General features: G+C 58.6%; 16 protein-coding genes and 1 pseudogene. 10 read left to right on the top strand and 7 right to left on the bottom strand.

Annotated elements, in window-relative coordinates; all coding sequences use genetic code 11:
• Window positions 1-649: 649 nt before the first annotated feature.
• The 7 genes from RGR602_RS26170 (at window position 650) to derI (ending at window position 7,838) form a co-directional block, all read left to right on the top strand.
• On the top strand, window positions 650-2,224 hold the full coding sequence (locus RGR602_RS26170; protein WP_040114942.1) for an FGGY-family carbohydrate kinase: 1,575 nt from the start codon (window positions 650-652) through the stop codon (window positions 2,222-2,224).
• Window positions 2,225-2,262: 38 nt separating this feature from the next.
• Window positions 2,263-3,774 (top strand): glycerol-3-phosphate dehydrogenase, encoded by a 1,512-nt coding sequence (locus tag RGR602_RS26165; RefSeq protein WP_040116487.1) that lies wholly within the window; start codon window positions 2,263-2,265, stop codon window positions 3,772-3,774.
• Window positions 3,775-3,785: 11 nt separating this feature from the next.
• Complete coding sequence (locus tag RGR602_RS26160) at window positions 3,786-4,718, top strand: sugar phosphate isomerase/epimerase family protein (protein ID WP_040114941.1); 933 nt, start codon at window positions 3,786-3,788, stop codon at window positions 4,716-4,718.
• A 72-nt stretch (window positions 4,719-4,790) separates the two neighbouring features.
• Window positions 4,791-5,726 carry a sugar-binding transcriptional regulator gene (locus RGR602_RS26155; RefSeq protein WP_040114940.1) on the top strand — a complete coding sequence of 312 codons (936 nt, stop codon included), beginning with the start codon at window positions 4,791-4,793 and terminating at the stop codon, window positions 5,724-5,726.
• A 100-nt stretch (window positions 5,727-5,826) separates the two neighbouring features.
• Window positions 5,827-6,603 carry a DeoR/GlpR family DNA-binding transcription regulator gene (locus RGR602_RS26150; RefSeq protein ID WP_040114939.1) on the top strand — a complete coding sequence of 259 codons (777 nt, stop codon included), beginning with the start codon at window positions 5,827-5,829 and terminating at the stop codon, window positions 6,601-6,603.
• Window positions 6,600-7,370, top strand: coding sequence for a triose-phosphate isomerase (locus RGR602_RS26145; RefSeq protein WP_040114938.1), 771 nt, complete (start codon window positions 6,600-6,602; stop codon window positions 7,368-7,370). The genes RGR602_RS26150 and RGR602_RS26145 overlap by 4 nt, the downstream gene beginning before the upstream one ends.
• A 12-nt stretch (window positions 7,371-7,382) precedes the next feature.
• Complete coding sequence (gene derI, locus RGR602_RS26140; RefSeq protein ID WP_040114937.1) at window positions 7,383-7,838, top strand: D-erythrulose-4-phosphate isomerase; 456 nt, start codon at window positions 7,383-7,385, stop codon at window positions 7,836-7,838.
• 258 nt (window positions 7,839-8,096) lie between these two features.
• On the opposite strand, the gene RGR602_RS26135 is transcribed toward derI, so the two are convergent.
• The 3 genes from RGR602_RS26135 to RGR602_RS26125 form a co-directional block, all read right to left on the bottom strand.
• Entirely contained in the window at window positions 8,097-8,372 is a 276-nt protein-coding gene (locus RGR602_RS26135; RefSeq protein ID WP_040114936.1) for a hypothetical protein, read from the bottom strand.
• A 484-nt stretch (window positions 8,373-8,856) separates the two neighbouring features.
• Complete coding sequence (locus RGR602_RS26130) at window positions 8,857-9,081, bottom strand: hypothetical protein (RefSeq protein ID WP_040114935.1); 225 nt, start codon at window positions 9,079-9,081, stop codon at window positions 8,857-8,859.
• Window positions 9,082-9,209: 128 nt separating this feature from the next.
• Entirely contained in the window at window positions 9,210-9,419 is a 210-nt protein-coding gene (locus RGR602_RS26125) for a cold-shock protein (RefSeq protein WP_003588915.1), read from the bottom strand.
• A 1,191-nt stretch (window positions 9,420-10,610) separates the two neighbouring features.
• On the opposite strand from RGR602_RS26125, the gene RGR602_RS26120 reads away from it, so the two are divergent.
• Window positions 10,611-11,108, top strand: a complete 498-nt coding sequence (locus RGR602_RS26120; RefSeq protein WP_040114934.1) for a cupin domain-containing protein — start codon at window positions 10,611-10,613, stop codon at window positions 11,106-11,108.
• 358 nt (window positions 11,109-11,466) lie between these two features.
• Window positions 11,467-12,933 (top strand): MDR family MFS transporter, encoded by a 1,467-nt coding sequence (locus RGR602_RS26115; RefSeq protein ID WP_040114933.1) that lies wholly within the window; start codon window positions 11,467-11,469, stop codon window positions 12,931-12,933.
• A gap of 334 nt (window positions 12,934-13,267) precedes the next feature.
• Here the strand turns inward: RGR602_RS26115 and RGR602_RS26110 are convergent, their stop codons facing one another.
• Together RGR602_RS26110 and RGR602_RS26105 are read right to left on the bottom strand one after the other, a co-directional pair.
• A complete protein-coding gene (locus RGR602_RS26110) occupies window positions 13,268-13,747 on the bottom strand; it encodes a chemotaxis protein CheW (RefSeq protein WP_052451764.1) in 480 nt (159 codons plus the stop codon).
• On the bottom strand, window positions 13,747-15,528 hold the full coding sequence (locus tag RGR602_RS26105) for a methyl-accepting chemotaxis protein (protein WP_040114932.1): 1,782 nt from the start codon (window positions 15,526-15,528) through the stop codon (window positions 13,747-13,749). Before RGR602_RS26105 ends, RGR602_RS26110 begins: the two co-directional genes overlap by 1 nt.
• A gap of 625 nt (window positions 15,529-16,153) precedes the next feature.
• Between RGR602_RS26105 and RGR602_RS39920 the strand changes: the two genes are divergently transcribed.
• Window positions 16,154-16,576, top strand: coding sequence for a transposase (locus tag RGR602_RS39920; protein ID WP_203226236.1), 423 nt, complete (start codon window positions 16,154-16,156; stop codon window positions 16,574-16,576).
• 158 nt (window positions 16,577-16,734) lie between these two features.
• On the opposite strand, the gene RGR602_RS38845 is transcribed toward RGR602_RS39920, so the two are convergent.
• Both RGR602_RS38845 and RGR602_RS38840 read right to left on the bottom strand, forming a co-directional pair.
• On the bottom strand, window positions 16,735-16,953 hold the full coding sequence (locus tag RGR602_RS38845) for a hypothetical protein (RefSeq protein ID WP_082046763.1): 219 nt from the start codon (window positions 16,951-16,953) through the stop codon (window positions 16,735-16,737).
• Between the two features lie 116 nt (window positions 16,954-17,069).
• Window positions 17,070-17,147 (bottom strand): annotated as a pseudogene (locus RGR602_RS38840) (LysR substrate-binding domain-containing protein); the annotation flags it as partial.
• Between the last annotated feature and the right edge of the window lie 255 nt (window positions 17,148-17,402).

Here is a 17,402-nt window from a genome sequence, read left to right as displayed (position 1 = left end):
GGAAGCCTCCTCAGCAAGACCGGCGGCTGTCTCCTCCAACCACCTGACCTGCAGCTCTCGATCCGGAAGCGGGACCTCCGTGATAGAACTGTGTTATTTACGTCGCAAACCATGTTATAATTTTTGCGACTTGTCAACGGCCGCTTGATGAGAACGTGAGCAAAGACGCATAACTTCGAGTTCAGTTTTCCCGCGACTGCGCGGAATAATTGGAAGCAAACGCACAAACTCTCCTCTACGCTTCATGCCCGATAGAGGCACGTAACTTGCTGTAGGGATTGCGTATTATTCAAATCATGCGCAGCGGACACTGGCGATGATGGCGTTGCGGCGCATCACTTCGCAAGCGGCTTTCTACACTCTTATGCAAATTATTCTAGTTGAAAAAAATTTCAATTCCAGTAAAATCTTACTAGCCTTATGGTATCTTTATGTTATATTCCGCAGCGAGGCCTGTCGGAGGTTCAGCCGCACACTTCATCAGGATATCAAAAGACAGCGCGCTCGCCGCAGGCCACAGAAAGACCGAACCCGTCGGGAGCCGCATGCCAAATCCCCAACGAATCTTGCCGATCGGGAGGACTTCAGATGAATTGGACGCGCGTAACAGCCGCCGAGGCGTTCGCAATAGCGGCGGGATGGTCCTGCGATGACATCGACTGAGAGGATCATCATCGGAATAGATGCCGGTACCTCCGTCATCAAGGCGGTGGCCTTTAATCTGTCCGGACGCCAGATCGCCACGGCCTCCGTACGCAACAGATACACCACGGGAGACGACGGTTCCGCAACGCAATCGCTGAGTCAGACTTGGCTTGATTGCGCCAGCGCATTACGTGGCCTTGGAGAAAAAGTAACCAGTCTCGCATCACGCACCGCAGCCGTCGCGGTCACCGGCCAGGGCGACGGCACCTGGCTCGTCGGCCGCGGCAATACGCCGGTCGCTGATGCCTGGCTATGGCTCGATGCGCGTGCCGCACCGACGGTCAGCTCGCTTGCCGGCGGACATGAGAACCGTGCCCGCTTCGAGGCAACGGGCACCGGCCTCAACACTTGCCAGCAGGGTGCGCAACTCGCCCATATGGATCGCTTCACACCGGACCTTCTCGACCGAGCGGAGACGGCGCTGCACTGCAAGGACTGGCTTTATCTCAACCTGACAACCGTGCGGGCGACCGATCCGTCCGAAGCGAGCTTTACCTTCGGCAACTTCCGGACGCGGCAATATGATGCGATGGTGATCGATGCGCTTGGCCTGAGCCATAGACGTGCGCTTCTGCCCGAAATCATCGACGGTATCGAGATCAGTCACCCGCTGACGTGTGAGGCGGCGAGGGCCTGCGGACTTCTTGCCGGTACGCCGGTCTGCCTTGGTTATGTGGACATGGCGATGACGGCGCTTGGTGCAGGCGTGCGCAGCCACGCTCGCAATGCCGCCTGTTCGACGATCGGCTCGACGGGCGTGCACATGCGTGCCAAGCCCGTTGCTGACGTTCAGCTCAATCATGAGGGAACGGGCTATGTGATCGCCCTGCCCATCCCCGGCATCGTCACCCAGGTCCAGACCAACATGGGCGCTACGATCAACATCGACTGGATCCTCGACGTCGCCGCCTATCTGATGGCCGAGGCGGGCAAGCCCGCTTCGCATGCAGACCTGATTGCGCGCATCGACGGCTGGTTTGCGCAAAGCCGGCCGGGTTCGGTGCTTTACCATCCCTACATCTCCGAAGCTGGGGAACGTGGGCCCTTCGTCAGCGCCGATGCGCGCGCGGGCTTCACGGGGCTTTCTACGCGCCACGGCTTCCCCGACCTGCTGCGCAGTGTGGTCGAAGGGTTGGGGCTTGCCACCCGCGATTGCTACGCGGCAATGGGCGCGATGCCCGAAGAGTTGCGGATCACGGGCGGCGCAACACGCTCGGTCGCCCTTCGCCGTTCACTCTCGGCCGCCGTTAACGCACCGATCCGCCAGTCGCGCCGCGATGAGACGGGGGCCGCCGGCGTGGCGATGATGGCCGCAGTGGCCGTCGGCGTCTATTCCAGCATGGACGATTGCATTGCCGACTGGGTGACGCCGCTGCTCGGCGACGCGGAGATTCCGGATGTAAACGAGGCTGCCCGGTTCGACCAGCTATTTTCCGCCTACACCGATGTGCGCCAGGCAATGGCGCCTGCCTGGGCCAAGCTCGCCCGAGCCGCAACGACATCGCCGGTAAGCGAGTAAATCAAGTTTTGATGCAGCAGGCATCGAAGGAGCATGACATGACTGAACCCGACCTCCTGGATCTCTTCGTCATCGGCGGAGGCATCAATGGCGCGGGAATCGCACGCGATGCTGCGGGCCGCGGGCTGAAAGTCGCGCTGTGCGATAAGGACGATTTGGCACAGGGAACCTCGTCTCGTTCGGGCAAACTGGTGCATGGCGGTCTGCGTTATCTCGAATACTACGAATTCCGCCTGGTGCGCGAGGCGCTAATCGAGCGTGAAGTGTTGCTCAATGCCGCGCCGCATATTATCTGGCCGATGCGCTTCGTCCTGCCGCACAGCCCGCAGGATCGTCCGGCGTGGCTCGTGCGGCTCGGCCTGTTCCTTTACGATCACCTTGGCGGCCGCAAAAAACTGCCGGGCACACGCACGCTCAATCTGCTGCGCGATCCGGAGGGAACCCCAATCCTCGATCAATACACGCGCGGCTTCGAGTATTCCGATTGCTGGGTCGATGACGCCCGCCTCGTGATCCTGAATGCAGTCAGCGCGGCGGAAAAGGGCGCTACTATTCTCACTCGATCGGCAGCAATCTCGGCGCGCCGTGAGAGAGGCAGCTGGATCGTTACCACGAAAAACAGCCTCACCGGAGAGACGCGAACCTTCCGCGCAAAATGTCTCGTCAACTGCGCCGGCCCCTGGGTGATGGACATCATCAATCGTGTCACCGGCTCGAACTCCGGCCGCAACGTCCGTCTCGTGAAAGGTAGCCATATCATCGTGCCGAAGTTCTGGGCCGGCTCCAATGCCTATCTGGTCCAGAACCACGACAAGCGCGTCATTTTCATCAACCCCTATGAGGGCGACAAGGCGCTGATCGGGACGACCGATATCGCCTATGAAGGCCGCGCCGAGGACGTGTCCGCCGACGATGCGGAAATCGATTATTTGCTGAAGGCGGTCAATCGCTACTTCAAGGAGAAGCTACGCCGAGAGGATGTGCTGCACAGCTTCTCCGGCGTTCGTCCACTTTTCGACGACGGCAAGGGCAATCCCTCCGCCGTTACCCGCGACTATGTCTTCGATCTCGACGAGACCGGCGGCGCCCCTCTGCTCAACGTCTTCGGTGGTAAGATCACCACATTCCGTGAACTTGCCGAACGGGGCATGCAACGTCTCAAGCATATTTTTCCGAACATGGGCGGGGACTGGACGGAGAAGGCGCCGTTGCCCGGCGGCGAAATTCCGAATGCCGACTACGAGACCTTCGCCAACAGCCTGCGCGATGCCTATCCATGGATGCCGCGCAAGCTCGTGCATCACTACGGCCGTCTCTATGGCGCCCGCACGAAGAATGTGATTGCGGGGGCGACTGGCATCCAAGGGCTCGGGCGGCATTTCGGCGGGCAGCTTTATGAGGCCGAAGCCCGCTATCTCGTTGCGACGGAATGGGCCGCGACGGCCGAGGACATCCTTTATCGCCGCACCAAGCACTACCTGCATCTGAGCGAAGCGGAACGTGCAGCCTTTGACGAGTGGTTTGCTTCAATCCGCCTTGCCGCAGCTTGAAGGATATTGCCATGGCGTTGACCCTTTCACTCAATACCAATCCACTTGTGAACCGCTTCGCAGACCCCGACGATCTCATCGAAACGGTCGCGCGGGACTTGAGGATCCGCGACCTCCAGCTGACCCACGAATTCATCAATCCGAGCTGGCAGGCGCCCGTCATCCGCCGCCTGGCGCGCACGATGAACGCCGCGCTGAAGCGCACGGGTGTGCGGATCACATCAGGCATGACGGGGCCCTATGGCCGCCTCAACCACTTCGGACATCCAGATGCTGATGTGCGCCGCTATTACATCGACTGGTTCAAGACTTTTGCCGACATCACCGCCGATCTCGGCGGCCACTCCGTCGGAACGCAGTTTGCAATCTTCACCTACAAGGACTTCGACGATCCGGTCAGACGCGAGGAACTGGTCAAGATCGCGATCGACTGCTGGGCCGAGATAGCCGACCACGCACGCGCTTCAGGCCTTTCCTACATCTTCTGGGAACCGATGAGCATCGGTCGCGAGTTCGGCGAGACGATTGCCGCATGCCGGTCGCTTCAGAAGCGGCTGGCAGCCGCCGAATTGGCCGTCCCGATGTGGATGATGGCGGATATCGATCATGGCGACATCACCTCCGCCAACCCCGACGACTACAACCCCTATGCCTGGGCACGCGCCGTCCCGCCGGTATCGCCGATCATCCACATCAAGCAGAGCCTGATGGACAAGGGCGGACACCGGCCCTTTACTGCAGAATTCAATGCTAGAGGCCGCATTCAGCCTGCGCCTCTGCTCCAGGCACTTGCCGAAGGTGGGGCGAAGGACAACGAAATTTGTCTGGAACTCTCCTTCAAGGAACGAGAGCCGAACGATCGTCAGGTCATCCCGCAGATCGCCGAAAGCGTCGCCTTCTGGGCGCCGCATATCGACACTGGCGTCGCCGACTTGAACATCTAAGGCGAGCATCTTTAAAAGGCAGCACTGCGATGCGGCGCAATCGCCGCCTGTGACATTCGAAAGGGAACCGTGATGACCGACGCCGATGATACGCTGGCCGTGCGTGCTGCCTGGCTTCACTATGCGGGCGGGCTAACGCAGTCCGACGTCGCCCGTCGCCTCGGCGTGCCATCGGTGAAGGCGCATCGCCTGATCGCGAGAGCGGTTGCCGATGGCGTCGTTAAAGTCACCATCGACGGGGATATCGTCGAATGCGTCGAGCTGGAGATGCGGCTTTCCGAACGGTTCGGGCTTCAATATTGCGAGGTCGCACCCGATCTCGGCGAGGAAGGCTTACCGCTTCGTGCTCTCGGCCATGCGGGCGCCGGCTATCTCAAGCGCGAGATCGAGCGCGGCGACAATGCGGTCATCGGCCTTGGTCACGGCCGCACGCTTTCAGCCGCCGTCCAGTATATGCCGAGGGTGAACGCGAAGGGCCTGCGCTTCGTCTCGTTGCTTGGCGGCCTGACACGAAACTACGGCGCCAATCCCTATGACGTGATGCACCGCATCGCCGAAAAGACCGGTACCCATGCCTATGTCATGCCGGTTCCCTTCTTCGCCAATACCGGCGAGGACCGCGAAGTATTGAAGGCGCAGCGTGCCGTCAAAGAAGTTTTCGATCTGGCCAACAATGCCGATCTGAAGCTCGTTGGCCTGGGAACGGTCGATGCAGAGGCGCAGCTTGTTTTGTCCGGTGTGGTTGAGCCCCGTGAAATGGAGGACATTGCCGCCGCAGGCGGTGTCGGCGAAATCCTCGGGCACTTTTTCGACGCAGACGGCCATATCCTTGAGACGACGCTAACAGCGCGCACGCTCTCCGCGTCATTCCCCAAAACCACGAGCGAGCGGCTTGTGGCACTGGCGGGCGGACGGGCGAAGGTGCCGGCCATCCGGGCAATCCTCAACAGCCGCCGCCTTTTCGGGCTTATAACGGACGAGCGAACCGCGCAGGCACTGTTAGAGTAGCATATCAAGACAACAAGTTTTGGACGCAAGATAACACGGTTCTTGTTGATTATCACGAAATATTCGTTATTTTGATATCAAACGCGGGCGGAGACTGGGTATGAGGCGGGAAGAGCGGCAGCAGTTGATCGTCAACCTGCTTGTCGAAAACAAGACCGTCGATCTCGACGACCTTGCCGATCGCTTCGCCGTGTCGAAGATGACGATCCATCGCGATCTCGACGATCTCGAGCAGGCGGGTGTGCTCCGCAAGGTTCGCGGCGGCGCTACCATCGACGCCGGAATGCAATTCGAAAGCGACTTTCGCATTCGCGAGCGCCTGGGCACCGAGGCCAAGCTCGCAATGGCGCAGACCGCGCTGGAACTGGTCGAGCCGGGAATGACCGTGATGGTAAACGATGGCTCGATGGCGGCCGTGCTCGGGGAAATGTTGCTGCAGAAGCGTCCGCTGACGTTGATCACCAACAACGCGGCGATCATGGAGCGGTTGAAAGGCGAAAGCGCCATCACGCTGATCGCGCTCGGGGGCATCTATTCGGCAAAGTTCAACGCCTATCTCGGCGTCGTCACCGAAGAGGCACTGTCGCGCCTGAGGGCCGACATCGCGTTCATTTCCACGCCGGCCGTCAGCGGCAGGCTCGCCTACCACATGGACGACAACGTCGTGCGCGCCAAGCGGGCGATGATCGCGTCGTCGGCCAGGACCTGCCTCCTGGTCAACCACCAGCGCATTGGCCACACCGCACTGCATGTCATGGCGGATCTCGCCGACTTCGACGCCGTTATAACCGACATTGCACCGGATGCTGCCTTCCTGGAGGAATTCGAGCAGGCGGGCATTACGCTCACCATTGCATCAACGCAGGATCCGACATGACCGAAAAACCGCGCTTCTGGATTGGCACCAGCTGGAAGATGAACAAGACGCTTGCGCAAGCTCAACATTTCGCGCGCGGCCTCGAAGCCGCGGATGCCGCGCGCGACCCGCGCATCCAGCGCTTCGTGATTCCGCCCTTCACGGCGGTACGCGAGGTCAAGGCAATGCTTGCCAGGACGTCCGTGAAGGTCGGCGCGCAGAACATGCACTGGGCCGACCAGGGAGCCTGGACGGGCGAAGTCTCGCCGGTGATGCTGAAGGACTGCGATCTCGATCTCGTCGAGCTCGGCCATTCAGAGCGGCGCGAACATTTTGGAGAGACCGACGAGACAGTTGGCCTGAAGACTGAAGCGGCCGTTCGCCACGGTCTCATTCCGTTGATCTGTATTGGCGAGACGCTTCCCGACCGTGAAAGCGGGAAGGCCGCCGAAATCCTAGCGGCCCAGGTGCGTGGCGCACTTTCAAAACTTTCGAGCGACCAGAGGAGCGCCGAGATCCTTCTGGCCTACGAGCCCGTCTGGGCGATCGGCGAAAACGGCATTCCGGCGACCGCGGATTACGCGGATGCCCGCCAATCTGAAATAATCGCCGTTGCCGAAGCTGTGCTCGGCCGGAAGATCCCCTGCCTTTACGGCGGGTCAGTCAACCCACGGAACTGCGAAGAACTGATCGTGAGCCCACATATCAACGGGCTCTTCATCGGCCGTTCGGCCTGGAATGTCGAAGGCTACCTCGACATCCTGACAAAATGCGCCGCCAAACTCTGAGGAGAAAGAAATATGAAGCTTGCCATTGCAGGAGACAGCGCCGGCGAGGGCCTCGCCAAAGTTCTGGCCGACCATCTGAAAGACCGCTTCGACGTGCACGAAGTCTCGCGCACCAGCGCCGGTGCCGATCCGTTCTACGCCAACCTCTCGGACCGCGTCGCCTCGGGTGTCATCGACGGCACCTACCACAAAGCGATCCTCGTTTGCGGCACCGGCATCGGAGTCTGCATCTCGGCCAACAAGGTTCCGGGTATCCGCGCCGCGCTGACGCATGACACCTATTCTGCCGAGCGCGCCGCACTTTCCAATAATGCGCAGATTATCACGATGGGAGCCCGCGTCATCGGAACGGAGCTTGCAAAGTCGATCGCTGATGCGTTTCTTGCCCATGCCTTCGACGAGAACGGTCGGTCTGCCGGCAATGTCAAAGCCATGGATGATCTCGACGCGAAGTACAAGGCCTGTTAATCCATGCAGACAATGGAGCCGGATCCGGACATTGCCCAACGCCCCGATCGTCAGAGCGGCAGGGGCCGCCATGGGCATGTTACGACGATCGGGAAGCCGTGCTTTCCACTTCCGCATCCGCCTGACCGACGATCGTTGCAGACTATTTCAGAAGCAGCTCACAGGCCGCGTGGCCGGCTTAGCCAAAGAGGATGACATCAGCTCGTTTGCTCCCCGACTGCTTACGGCAGAGCTGGCTGGTGATGCCAGCAGTTATTCTCATGCCCGATCATATGTAAACGAGGTCAACAGGGTCGTAACGAAATTACTCGCCCTTTCCTTGACCAGGACTTCGGTCCATTCATCTGTCCCCCGCAGCCTCAGGTCCGTGTAAATGCTGTCCACGGCTGCCTCTTCGATACGCTTGATATGCGTCTTGAATGAAGCCTCGCCGCCACCGTGATACATGTCTCTGATAACCATCCGCAGAATTTCCTGGATAGCGATCTGCCAGGCCGTATTGATCGACTGAAGTTCATTCGTGTCCTGTGCCATTGAAGCTTCCTTTGGTGTGAGTGAACTGTCAGCATGCCTCTGGCCAATGCAGTTGGTGCCCCTTCAACCGCACAAGTGCATCTCAAGGGTGCTTCACGTTCAGGACAGGACGTTGTTTTGCCTTGGCTGGCATACCGACGATCGCGTTTGGCCTTTCGGGGCCCTCATCTTCAATAACCCGTGCGATATGAGCCTTTTCGGCTCTCCCGGGTATGATTTTCGGCTAGCGCAGCAGCCAGCTGCTTCCATCGAACTCCGCTCATTGAGCTTCAGTCGCGTGCGCTGGAGGCGTCGGGCACCCCCTGCCGCAGCAATCGTGCGCTTGGTTTGCCTTGCCACCCGACTGGCCCGGCCACAGTCTTTGCGACACGATATGCGTTAAGCTGAGCTGACTTGGCCCTCGCAGCTTCGGAGCGCGCCGGTCTGAAAACTCGTTATTTCTGGCGTTCTTCCAAACATAAGCCAAATGGGGGTGTGATAGCGGTCATCTGGCCTTGGCGCGTTTTGCAAGTAGGGCGGAGGTCGCCAACACGCGGTCATCGAGTTCCCTTGCAAGGCGCGCCTCACGAAGCCTTAAGGTCTTCGCCTCCCGGGACTTGGCAACGGAGTCGAGCTCTTCGACCGCCTTGTTCTTTGCGAAGAACTGCGTCTGGATATTATCGAAGGCAATCTCCGCCTGTTGGCGAGATTTGCTGTAGGTCTCTGTCATTGTGGCTCCAAGGGCAGGCTCGACGTGCGAGCGAAGCAAAAAGGCCAGGCAAATCGCCTGGCCCCGAATTGATAACCTGCTTCCGGCAGTGCCAGTACATCCGTGGTCAAAGGAAAGCAGATATCGATTTAAGCGTTCTGAAGATTGCAGGCCGACATCTTGCCCGACTTGTTGTCGCGCTCGAGATCGAAACCAATCTTCTGGCCCTCGACGAGTTCGCGCATTCCGGCACGCTCGACGGCAGAGATGTGAACGAAGGCATCAGCGCCGCCATTGTCCGGCTGAATGAAGCCGAAGCCCTTGGTGGAATTGAACCATTTAACTGTGCCAGTGGTCATGATGAACCCTTTCATAGCAATATTGAAGAACCGCAGCGCCAAAGCGACGCGGATGGGATAGCGATTTTTGAAAGGAAGTTCGTTCAGGCCGCGGTGCCAATCGCGCGATAACCAAGCTAGCAAGCAAAATTCGACAATCAGTCATATAACTGACCTGAGCCGCATCGTCAACTATTAGTTTGCCGTTGAGGTACCCGTCATCTTTTAGTTGTTCTCTCCACCCTTGCACGTGATAGGGCGACCGTCTCGCAGAACATCGTGCTGCGAACTGCAGAAGGGAGTTCAGGAAGCAGGCCAGGGCGCAGGCAATCGTCGCAGATTCCGCAGCCGTCCGGGTCCATAAGCTGGCTTCGGCGGCTGCGCTGGCAACATAGACAGATAAAGGAACTCTGCGACCGCCCGCGTCGTTGCGGCGGCAATATCTCGATTTCGTAACAGGAAGGTTCAACTGATGACGGGGCCATTTTTTCACTCCTCTTACGCTCCCGCAATTGAGATAGGAACGGCAGTCCGATCCTGCAAGCACCAAATGGAGCAGCACGGGCGCATGCCGGCCGGCGTGGTTTCTGCTAGTCTCGCGGTCAGGTCATGTGCCGGCGGGTGATGCCGGGATCGAGGCCGGCGCAGACGATGGTGCTGTCGATCCGCGATCCGTCTGGAGGAGAGCGGCGGCATCGATTCCCCGAGCGTGATCCGGCGGGCGATCACGAAGCGGCTGCCATAGTGCCGCGACGGCTCGATTTCGGTAAGACGTGAGCTGCCGACGCACCAGATGGTGCCCGATAAACTGGACACGAGCAGCCGCGACGGTCTCGTCAAGGCCGGCGATACCGTCGAACCATTCGCACTGATTAAGGCGGATCGAAATTGACGACCGCCACAAGTTCGATTTCCAAACGCCAGCGATACGGACAATAGGCTTGGTCACCGCTTCGGTATCCTCTACACTCTCGACGAACCAGAGAAGCGGTCTTCGATCGCCAGTGGTTCTCCGATCGGCGAGGTGAACGGTGTACCGGCACTGGGAACTGCCAATGCAGGCGACCATGGTTATCGATCAGATGAAAGAGCCCACTGGCTGGTCCGCATCGAGCCTGCCGATGTCATCGACGCTGTTCGCAAACTCAACCTACGGGCGGCCGCCTGACCTGAGCAAACCAGATCCCAAAACAGACGAGAATCGAGAATAGAGTGACTCACGACCACAATCACGACGACAACCAGCGCCAACATGCGCAAGACCACTGGCGCGAGAATGGTGTTAAGGTCATTCCCGGCAATTCGCTCGATCCGAATACGGCGCAGACACCTGGCATGAACCGCGCCACCGCCGTCAGCAAGGCGCGCGCCGGGGCGGAGAAGATCTGGGCCGGCACTGTGACGATCCATGCCAATGCCAAGACCGGCGCTCACCATCACGGCGATCTCGAAAGCATCATCTACGTGGTCAAGGGCAAAGCCCGGATGAGGTGGGGAGAGGAGCTTCAGTATACGGCCGAAGCTGGTCCTGGCGATTTCATCTACGTACCGCCATTCGTTCCCCATCAAGAAATCAACGCCAGTCGGGACGAGACCCTGGAATGCGTCCTCGTCCGCTCGGGCCAGGAACCAGTGGTCGTCAACCTTGATATCGAACCGGTCGAAAAGCCGGAAGAGGTCCGCTGGATTGATCCAATCCACCGCGCGTGATTGATCGGTGACGCGTAATGTCGAGGCGTTTGGCTTCGTTCGGTCATCCGCGCGCTTAAAACGCATCTCCAAGCTGACGTCAGTCTGTCAGTCGAAAGCGGCGATTCACTTGCGATCTATGGTGCTTTCGCACCTCATTTTGGTCAGCAACTCAATGGTTCATCGCAACTGAAATCCAACACGTCTCCGTTTGCGTGCGAACAGGAGGCGATGATCGGCAAGAATAGATATTGCTGCGCAGCCGGGTAGCGCTCAAATCGTTGCTTGACGCAAGGGACCTGAGGAGTAGTTAGGTCCTCATGCAATAGCCCGCCATCGCTGCCAAGCCCCTCACGGCCCCTTTTCTGAAGAGCCATCTATGTCTGAAAAAACTTCCCATCGCGGGCTCGTTGTGGTCGCGATCATGGCAAGCATGGCGATGATTGCCATCGAAGCAACGATCGTTTCGACGGCGATGCCGCAAATCGCCGCCCAGTTGGGGCAGATCAACCTCTATTCCTGGGTTTTCTCGTCATTCCTGCTGACGCAGACGGCGACCACCGTTGTATTCGGCAAGCTCGCGGATATTTATGGCCGCAAACCGATGATCCTCCTGGGTATCGGATTGTTCCTGTTCGCATCCGTGCTTGCCGGCTTCGCGTGGTCGATGCCGTCGATGATTGCTTTTCGGTTGCTGCAGGGTATCGGTGCAGGATCGATTCAGCCCGTCGCCATGACGGTAGTTGCCGATCTTTTTCCCGGAAACCAGCGCGGCAAGGTCCAAGGTTACCTCGCAAGCGTGTGGGCGCTGTCGGCCGTCGTCGGCCCGCTCCTCGGCAGCCTGATCATTCACAATCTCCCTTGGGCCTGGGTATTCTGGATCAACGTGCCGGTCGGACTTCTCGCCGCATTGGGGTTCATACTGTTTTTGCACGAGGAAAAGCGGAGCCGAATGGTCTCTATCGATGTGCTCGGCGCCGCACTTTTCGCCATATCGATTTCCTCACTGATGATTGCTTTGACAGAAATGGAAAGTTCCGTTTCCGGCCAAGCCATCGCTGCCCTCGTTGTCTTTATCGTCACTCTGGCCGCTTTCATCTGGCAGGAGCGTCGTGCCGAAGCGCCCATGGTCGCTCCGGACCTGTGGTTGAAACGGCCGATAGCGTTCGCAAATCTGGCGGTCTTTTTCGCAAGTATGTCGATCATGGGTCTGACGACCTTCCTTCCGATGTACGTGCAGACGGTTCTCAACCGCTCGCCTCTCGTGGCAGGTTTCGCATTGACCATGTTGCTGCTGGGTTGGCCCTGCGGTGCAACGATCGCATCCCGCCAGTTTGCCCGCTTCGGTTTGCGACCCATCATGATCGCCGGCAGCGTCTGCATTCCGGCGGGCACGTGCCTGCTGGTTCTGCTGACGCCCTCGAGTTCGGCTGTCCTGGCTGGGGCCGGTTCATTGGTGATGGGTTTCGGCATGGGATTGCTCAACATCTGTGCCTTGATCCTCACTCAGGAAAGCGTGAACTGGTCTGAACGCGGCAGTGCTACCGCCTCGAACGTCTTCTCGCGCAATCTCGGTAGCACGCTCGGCGCAGCCGTGCTCGGTGCAGTACTCACATATGGCCTGGCGCACACCGCCAGCGGCCAGGCGATAACGCCGGAGCAATTGCGGGCGCTCTTGAATGGCACCGGTGCCGTCGTCGCTAGTGCAGAAGAGCTCCGGCTCGTCCTTCAGCATGCACTACATTCTACCTTCTTGGTCATGCTGATGACTGCCGTATTAATCGTTCCAGCCTGCTTTTTTGTTCCGCGACCCTCGGAACGTCGGGAAATGCAGCAAGAGACCTGAGGCAGCGATCTGCGGTCGTGCCCCTCTGGTCCGCAATGACGAAGTTGAACACGATCCGAAAAGACGCCACCTGTGGCGAAGTTCCGCCATCGCAGGAACATCCGAATGACGATTGACAAGCTGATAACCGAAGGGGATCGGCTACCCGTAGGCCGGCCGAACAGAGCAGGGCGATTCCGACCGGTGCTGCAGGCCTGGGGAAGGACGGTTTTCTGCTTGTCGGGGAGAGGGCAAAGCCCTTTCTCCCCTCTCAGCGAGTTGAAGTATATGAGGCCGTCGGCCGGTTCTGTGATCGAAGCTGCAAAATCTTTCCCATTCTACTCCTGCGAAATTGCTAGGCCGCATATGACGCTGCACCGTCGGCCTGGAACATCCGGGAGAGGTTCAAAAAGCAGATCAGTCCGTTGTCATGGGTGATGATGCCATCCGAAAAGCTGCGATCAAAAGAGGTTGCCACTTCCGGGATTTGCTGAATTTGGCTGCCCTTGACAGTCAGAATATCGGAGACTTGATCCACCAGCAGGCCGACGACTATGGTGTGGATTTCCGCGACGACAATTGCGCTACGCTCGCTGGGGACGATGGATGTCATACCGAGTTTGCTGGCGAGATCGATGATGGGGATGACAACTCCACGCAAGTTCATAACACCTAGCATTTCACGTGGTGACTGCGGGACGGGCGTGGAGGGTAACCATCCGCGAATCTCGCGGATGGTTTTTGTCTTGACGCAGAACTCCTGACCTTGCAGACGAAAGGCGATGATTTCAATCTGATCGTGATCGAGACCGATCAAAGGCTCTGATTGCGACATCAGAATTCTTTCCAGCTATCGCCGCTCTTTAGTGCCGCGTTGCCATTGAAGGCGTACGCAACCTTCGCTGCGAGCTCGCGAGCCGGAGACGCCGCAGGTCGGGACGTCTGGTTAGCGGGAGCCACGCGATGTCCTGTCGAACTGATTCCGATATTGAACTGCCCTAGCAGCTCGAACAGTTGCTCAGCCTCACGCGCCAGACTATGCGCGGCCGCTGTCGTCTCCTCAACCATGGCCGCATTCTGCTGCGTACCCTGATCCATCGTATTGACCGCAGTGTTGATTTCCTTCAGGCCTGTCGCCTGTTCTTTGGAGGCTTCAACGATGGCGCCGACATTGCCGTCTACCTGAACGACCTGGCTGACAATCTCCTGCAGGGCTCTACCTGTATTGCCGACCAGCGTAACGCCGCTCTTCACGTGCTCGTTCGATGTATTGATCAGTTCCTTGATTTCCTTCGCGGCCTTAGCCGAGCGCTGCGCAAGCTCCCGAACCTCCTGAGCGACGACTGCAAAGCCCTTGCCTGCCTCACCCGCCCGGGCGGCTTCGACACCCGCGTTAAGCGCCAACAGGTTGGTCTGGAATGCGATCTCATCGATCACGCCGATGATATTGGCAATCTCACCGGCAGATTTCTCGATCTGGCCCATGGCGTCTACGGCCCGACCCACAACCTTGCCGGAGTTCTCAGCGTGCTCTTTGGTCCGGCGAACTAGATTTCCAGCTTCCTGAGCTCGATGGCTGGAATCGGCGACTGTGGTGGTGATCTCTTCCAAGGCGGCGGCCGTCTCCTCGACCGATGCAGCCTGCTGTTCCGTCCGCTTCGACAGGTCGTTCGATGCCGACTGGATCTGCTGGGATGCCGCGGCGATCGCACCGGCATTCTGCGAGATCGTTTGAAGCGTCGCACGGAGCTTTGAAGAAGTCTCGTTGAAGTCACCCCGCAATTTTTCCAGGGCCGGCAGAAATGGGGAGCGGATCTCCTGGGTCAAGTCACCCGCAGACATAGCCCGCAGTGCGTTTGCGAGTTGCTCGACGTTGTTCACGCGCTCGGTCACGTCGGTGGCGAACTTCACCACCTTGAATACTTTGCCGTTCATGTCGAATATTGGATTGTAGGATGCCTGAATATAAGCCCGCTTGCCGCCCTTGCCGATGCGCATGAATTCGTCTGAAACGAATTCTCCTCCGGCCAGCTTTGTCCAGAACCGACGATAATCCTCGCTGTTCGTATAGCTCGGCTCGCAGAACATCGAATGGTGTTTACCTTGCACTTCGGACAACTGATAACCGAGCGTCTTCAGGAAATTCTCATTTGCCGTCAGAATGTCACCCTTCGGCGTGAACTCGATAACCGCTTGCGCCCTGGAAATTGCATCAAGCTTCCCGGAGTCCTCGGCCGCCTTGAGCTTCTGCTCGGTAATATCCGTCGCGAATTTCACGACCTTGTAAGGTTTTCCGCCACTGTACACCGGATTGTAGGAGGCTTCGATCCAGACCTCCTTTCCGCCTTTGCCGATGCGCTTGTACTGGCGGCGATCAAACTCGCCCCGCGCCAGCTTTGCCCAGAATTCCTTATAGTCGGTACTGCCTACTTCGGCAGGATCGACGAAGATCCGGTGATGCTTCCCGACAATCTCGGATAGCTGATAGCCGAGCGCGCGGCAGAAGTTCTCGTTGGCGGTAATGATCGTTCCATCGAGCTTGAACTCGATGATCGCCTGAGACTTGTTCATAGCTTCCAGTACGGCCTTCGCGTCAGCGCCGCCAAATCCTAGCATTTCATTCCCCCAAGAAACTTGAACTCGTAGCAGGGGACCATCCGGCAAGCTTCGAGTAACCATTACTGTTGACAGTGCTAATTCTCGGGTGAAGTAATTTACGATTTGTGAAGATACTGATGGAACTGCAAAAATAGTGCGCATTTTGTTCTTCTTGCGAAATGCCAGTTTGCAGTATTCATCCAGAGATGGGTATGCAAGCTTCATGCAATCTGTAGGGCACATCTGATGCATGTGGGCAGGCAAACCGAACTCCAGCTCAATTTCAGGGAGCCGGCTCCACCGCTTGAGATTCACGTGGCCAAAAATTAGCGTGGCGTGTTTGTTCAATACCCGTGCCTGCCGAGTATCAGTTCACGTGGCGTGGCAGTTGCCACTATCTCGCGCACTACGATTTCGTACTTTTGGACTGCGAAAAGAAGGTTCTCCGATTGCAAGGTCACCTCTACCGCCTCTTGGGATACAGCCGTCGCGATGGGTTTCACGGCGAAGCAGACCAATGCGTCAGGACCGTCGATGTTTGCAATGACGTCGAGATCAAGGCTATCGTCGCTTTAACGAGAGCAGCGGCGGCGCTGCTCCAAGCAGCGCAACCGCGGATCGCTCCGGCAGGCATGTCGTCTCCATGCTCCATGATCATTTGTTCTTTGTCACGAAATACCGCCGTGACGTTCTGTCAGAACCGGCAATCGGCGACCTGCGGCGCATCTTCGCCAAGCTGTGTCGCGACGTCGAGGCCGAATTGATCGCATGCGACGGCGAAGACGATCATCTTCACCTCTGGTGCATTCCCTGCGACGATCGCCTGTCGAAGTTGGTCAACAGCCGCCAAGGCGTAACCAGCCGACTTCTGCGCGACAGCCGCCGGGAAAATCACCGGGGCACTACCGCAAGGACGTTTAAGTCAAATCCCAGCGGGAAGTGGCAAAAGGCCGCTCTCGCGTTCCTCCCCGGCCTGAACGCCGGGGCCCTCGAGGTTCACGATGAAGGAAGCCCCTGCTTTCCACTGGCAAAAGTCTGCGTATCGACGACCACACGGAACCGCTGAAGACGTAGAGGTCCCGGCCTCGCTTTTGCGGGAACTTCACCCGTACGCCCGAACCCAGCCGCATCGCTTGAGTCCTGCGAGCTGCTCTGCCAACACCTCATTGGCGGGAGCACGTGAAAGTTGACCGAGCGCGAACCGTTCCTTTCCGGCCGCCCAGCTTATAACTGAGACCTCTTGCCGCGATATGTCGTTGGTGGCGGCAGAGCTTCGTGTGCTTGCGCCAGCGTCTCCAACCAAGCTGCCAGGCCCTCTGGAATTTCCTCGTTTCCCGCCTCAAGCGCCTCGATCCATGACAACTCGCATTGAAGCGCGGACGCAATGTTGATTGGCGTCCAACGGATGTGCAGGAGGCACTCGGAAAAGCGTTCGGGTGTCATGGTTGCAGGCATTTTCTGGCAAGTGATTCCGGTTTGCGCACAGTCGCACAAAGGTCGTCGGAGTCAATCGCGCATCATTTAAGTTACCTCACGCGACGCAGATTGCCTTGTTTCGAGGCAACCCCTCGTCCAAATCGGAAATCAATGCCCCTCACCGGCTTCAGCTCAAAGGCCCGGTTCAGCAGGCCCTCGGTTCATTCGGCGCCGCGAAACGGGAACTCGGCTGCCAGCCTTGGCCACTCTCGAGACGGTACGTTCTGAAGACAAGCTCCCGGGCGATGTGCATAGGCGAGATTGTGGCAACGTGTCCGGCGGCTCGTTTGCTGCGGGGTCGGCTTCGCGTCCTCGCGAAGTGCGCATGCGTCCGCGTCCGAGATGATACGACGTGCACCCCCGCCATAGGGTCGCTGAAAGCCGTTGCTCGGCCAAGTCCACAACGACGGCCGGCG

This window comes from Rhizobium gallicum bv. gallicum R602sp (genome assembly GCF_000816845.1).
Taxonomy (GTDB): domain Bacteria; phylum Pseudomonadota; class Alphaproteobacteria; order Rhizobiales; family Rhizobiaceae; genus Rhizobium; species Rhizobium gallicum.
This window is presented reverse-complemented; position numbering and strand designations above follow the sequence as displayed.

Coding starts and splice junctions, on each gene's coding strand:
- RGR602_RS26170 (WP_040114942.1), top strand. CDS start 650: ATGACATCGACTGAGAGGATCATCATCGGAATAGATGCCGGTACCTCC.
- RGR602_RS26165 (WP_040116487.1), top strand. CDS start 2,263: ATGACTGAACCCGACCTCCTGGATCTCTTCGTCATCGGCGGAGGCATC.
- RGR602_RS26160 (WP_040114941.1), top strand. CDS start 3,786: ATGGCGTTGACCCTTTCACTCAATACCAATCCACTTGTGAACCGCTTC.
- RGR602_RS26155 (WP_040114940.1), top strand. CDS start 4,791: ATGACCGACGCCGATGATACGCTGGCCGTGCGTGCTGCCTGGCTTCAC.
- RGR602_RS26150 (WP_040114939.1), top strand. CDS start 5,827: ATGAGGCGGGAAGAGCGGCAGCAGTTGATCGTCAACCTGCTTGTCGAA.
- RGR602_RS26145 (WP_040114938.1), top strand. CDS start 6,600: ATGACCGAAAAACCGCGCTTCTGGATTGGCACCAGCTGGAAGATGAAC.
- derI (WP_040114937.1), top strand. CDS start 7,383: ATGAAGCTTGCCATTGCAGGAGACAGCGCCGGCGAGGGCCTCGCCAAA.
- RGR602_RS26135 (WP_040114936.1), bottom strand. CDS start 8,372: ATGGCACAGGACACGAATGAACTTCAGTCGATCAATACGGCCTGGCAG.
- RGR602_RS26130 (WP_040114935.1), bottom strand. CDS start 9,081: ATGACAGAGACCTACAGCAAATCTCGCCAACAGGCGGAGATTGCCTTC.
- RGR602_RS26125 (WP_003588915.1), bottom strand. CDS start 9,419: ATGACCACTGGCACAGTTAAATGGTTCAATTCCACCAAGGGCTTCGGC.
- RGR602_RS26115 (WP_040114933.1), top strand. CDS start 11,467: ATGTCTGAAAAAACTTCCCATCGCGGGCTCGTTGTGGTCGCGATCATG.
- RGR602_RS26110 (WP_052451764.1), bottom strand. CDS start 13,747: ATGTCGCAATCAGAGCCTTTGATCGGTCTCGATCACGATCAGATTGAA.
- RGR602_RS26105 (WP_040114932.1), bottom strand. CDS start 15,528: ATGCTAGGATTTGGCGGCGCTGACGCGAAGGCCGTACTGGAAGCTATG.
- RGR602_RS39920 (WP_203226236.1), top strand. CDS start 16,154: ATGCTCCATGATCATTTGTTCTTTGTCACGAAATACCGCCGTGACGTT.
- RGR602_RS38845 (WP_082046763.1), bottom strand. CDS start 16,953: ATGACACCCGAACGCTTTTCCGAGTGCCTCCTGCACATCCGTTGGACG.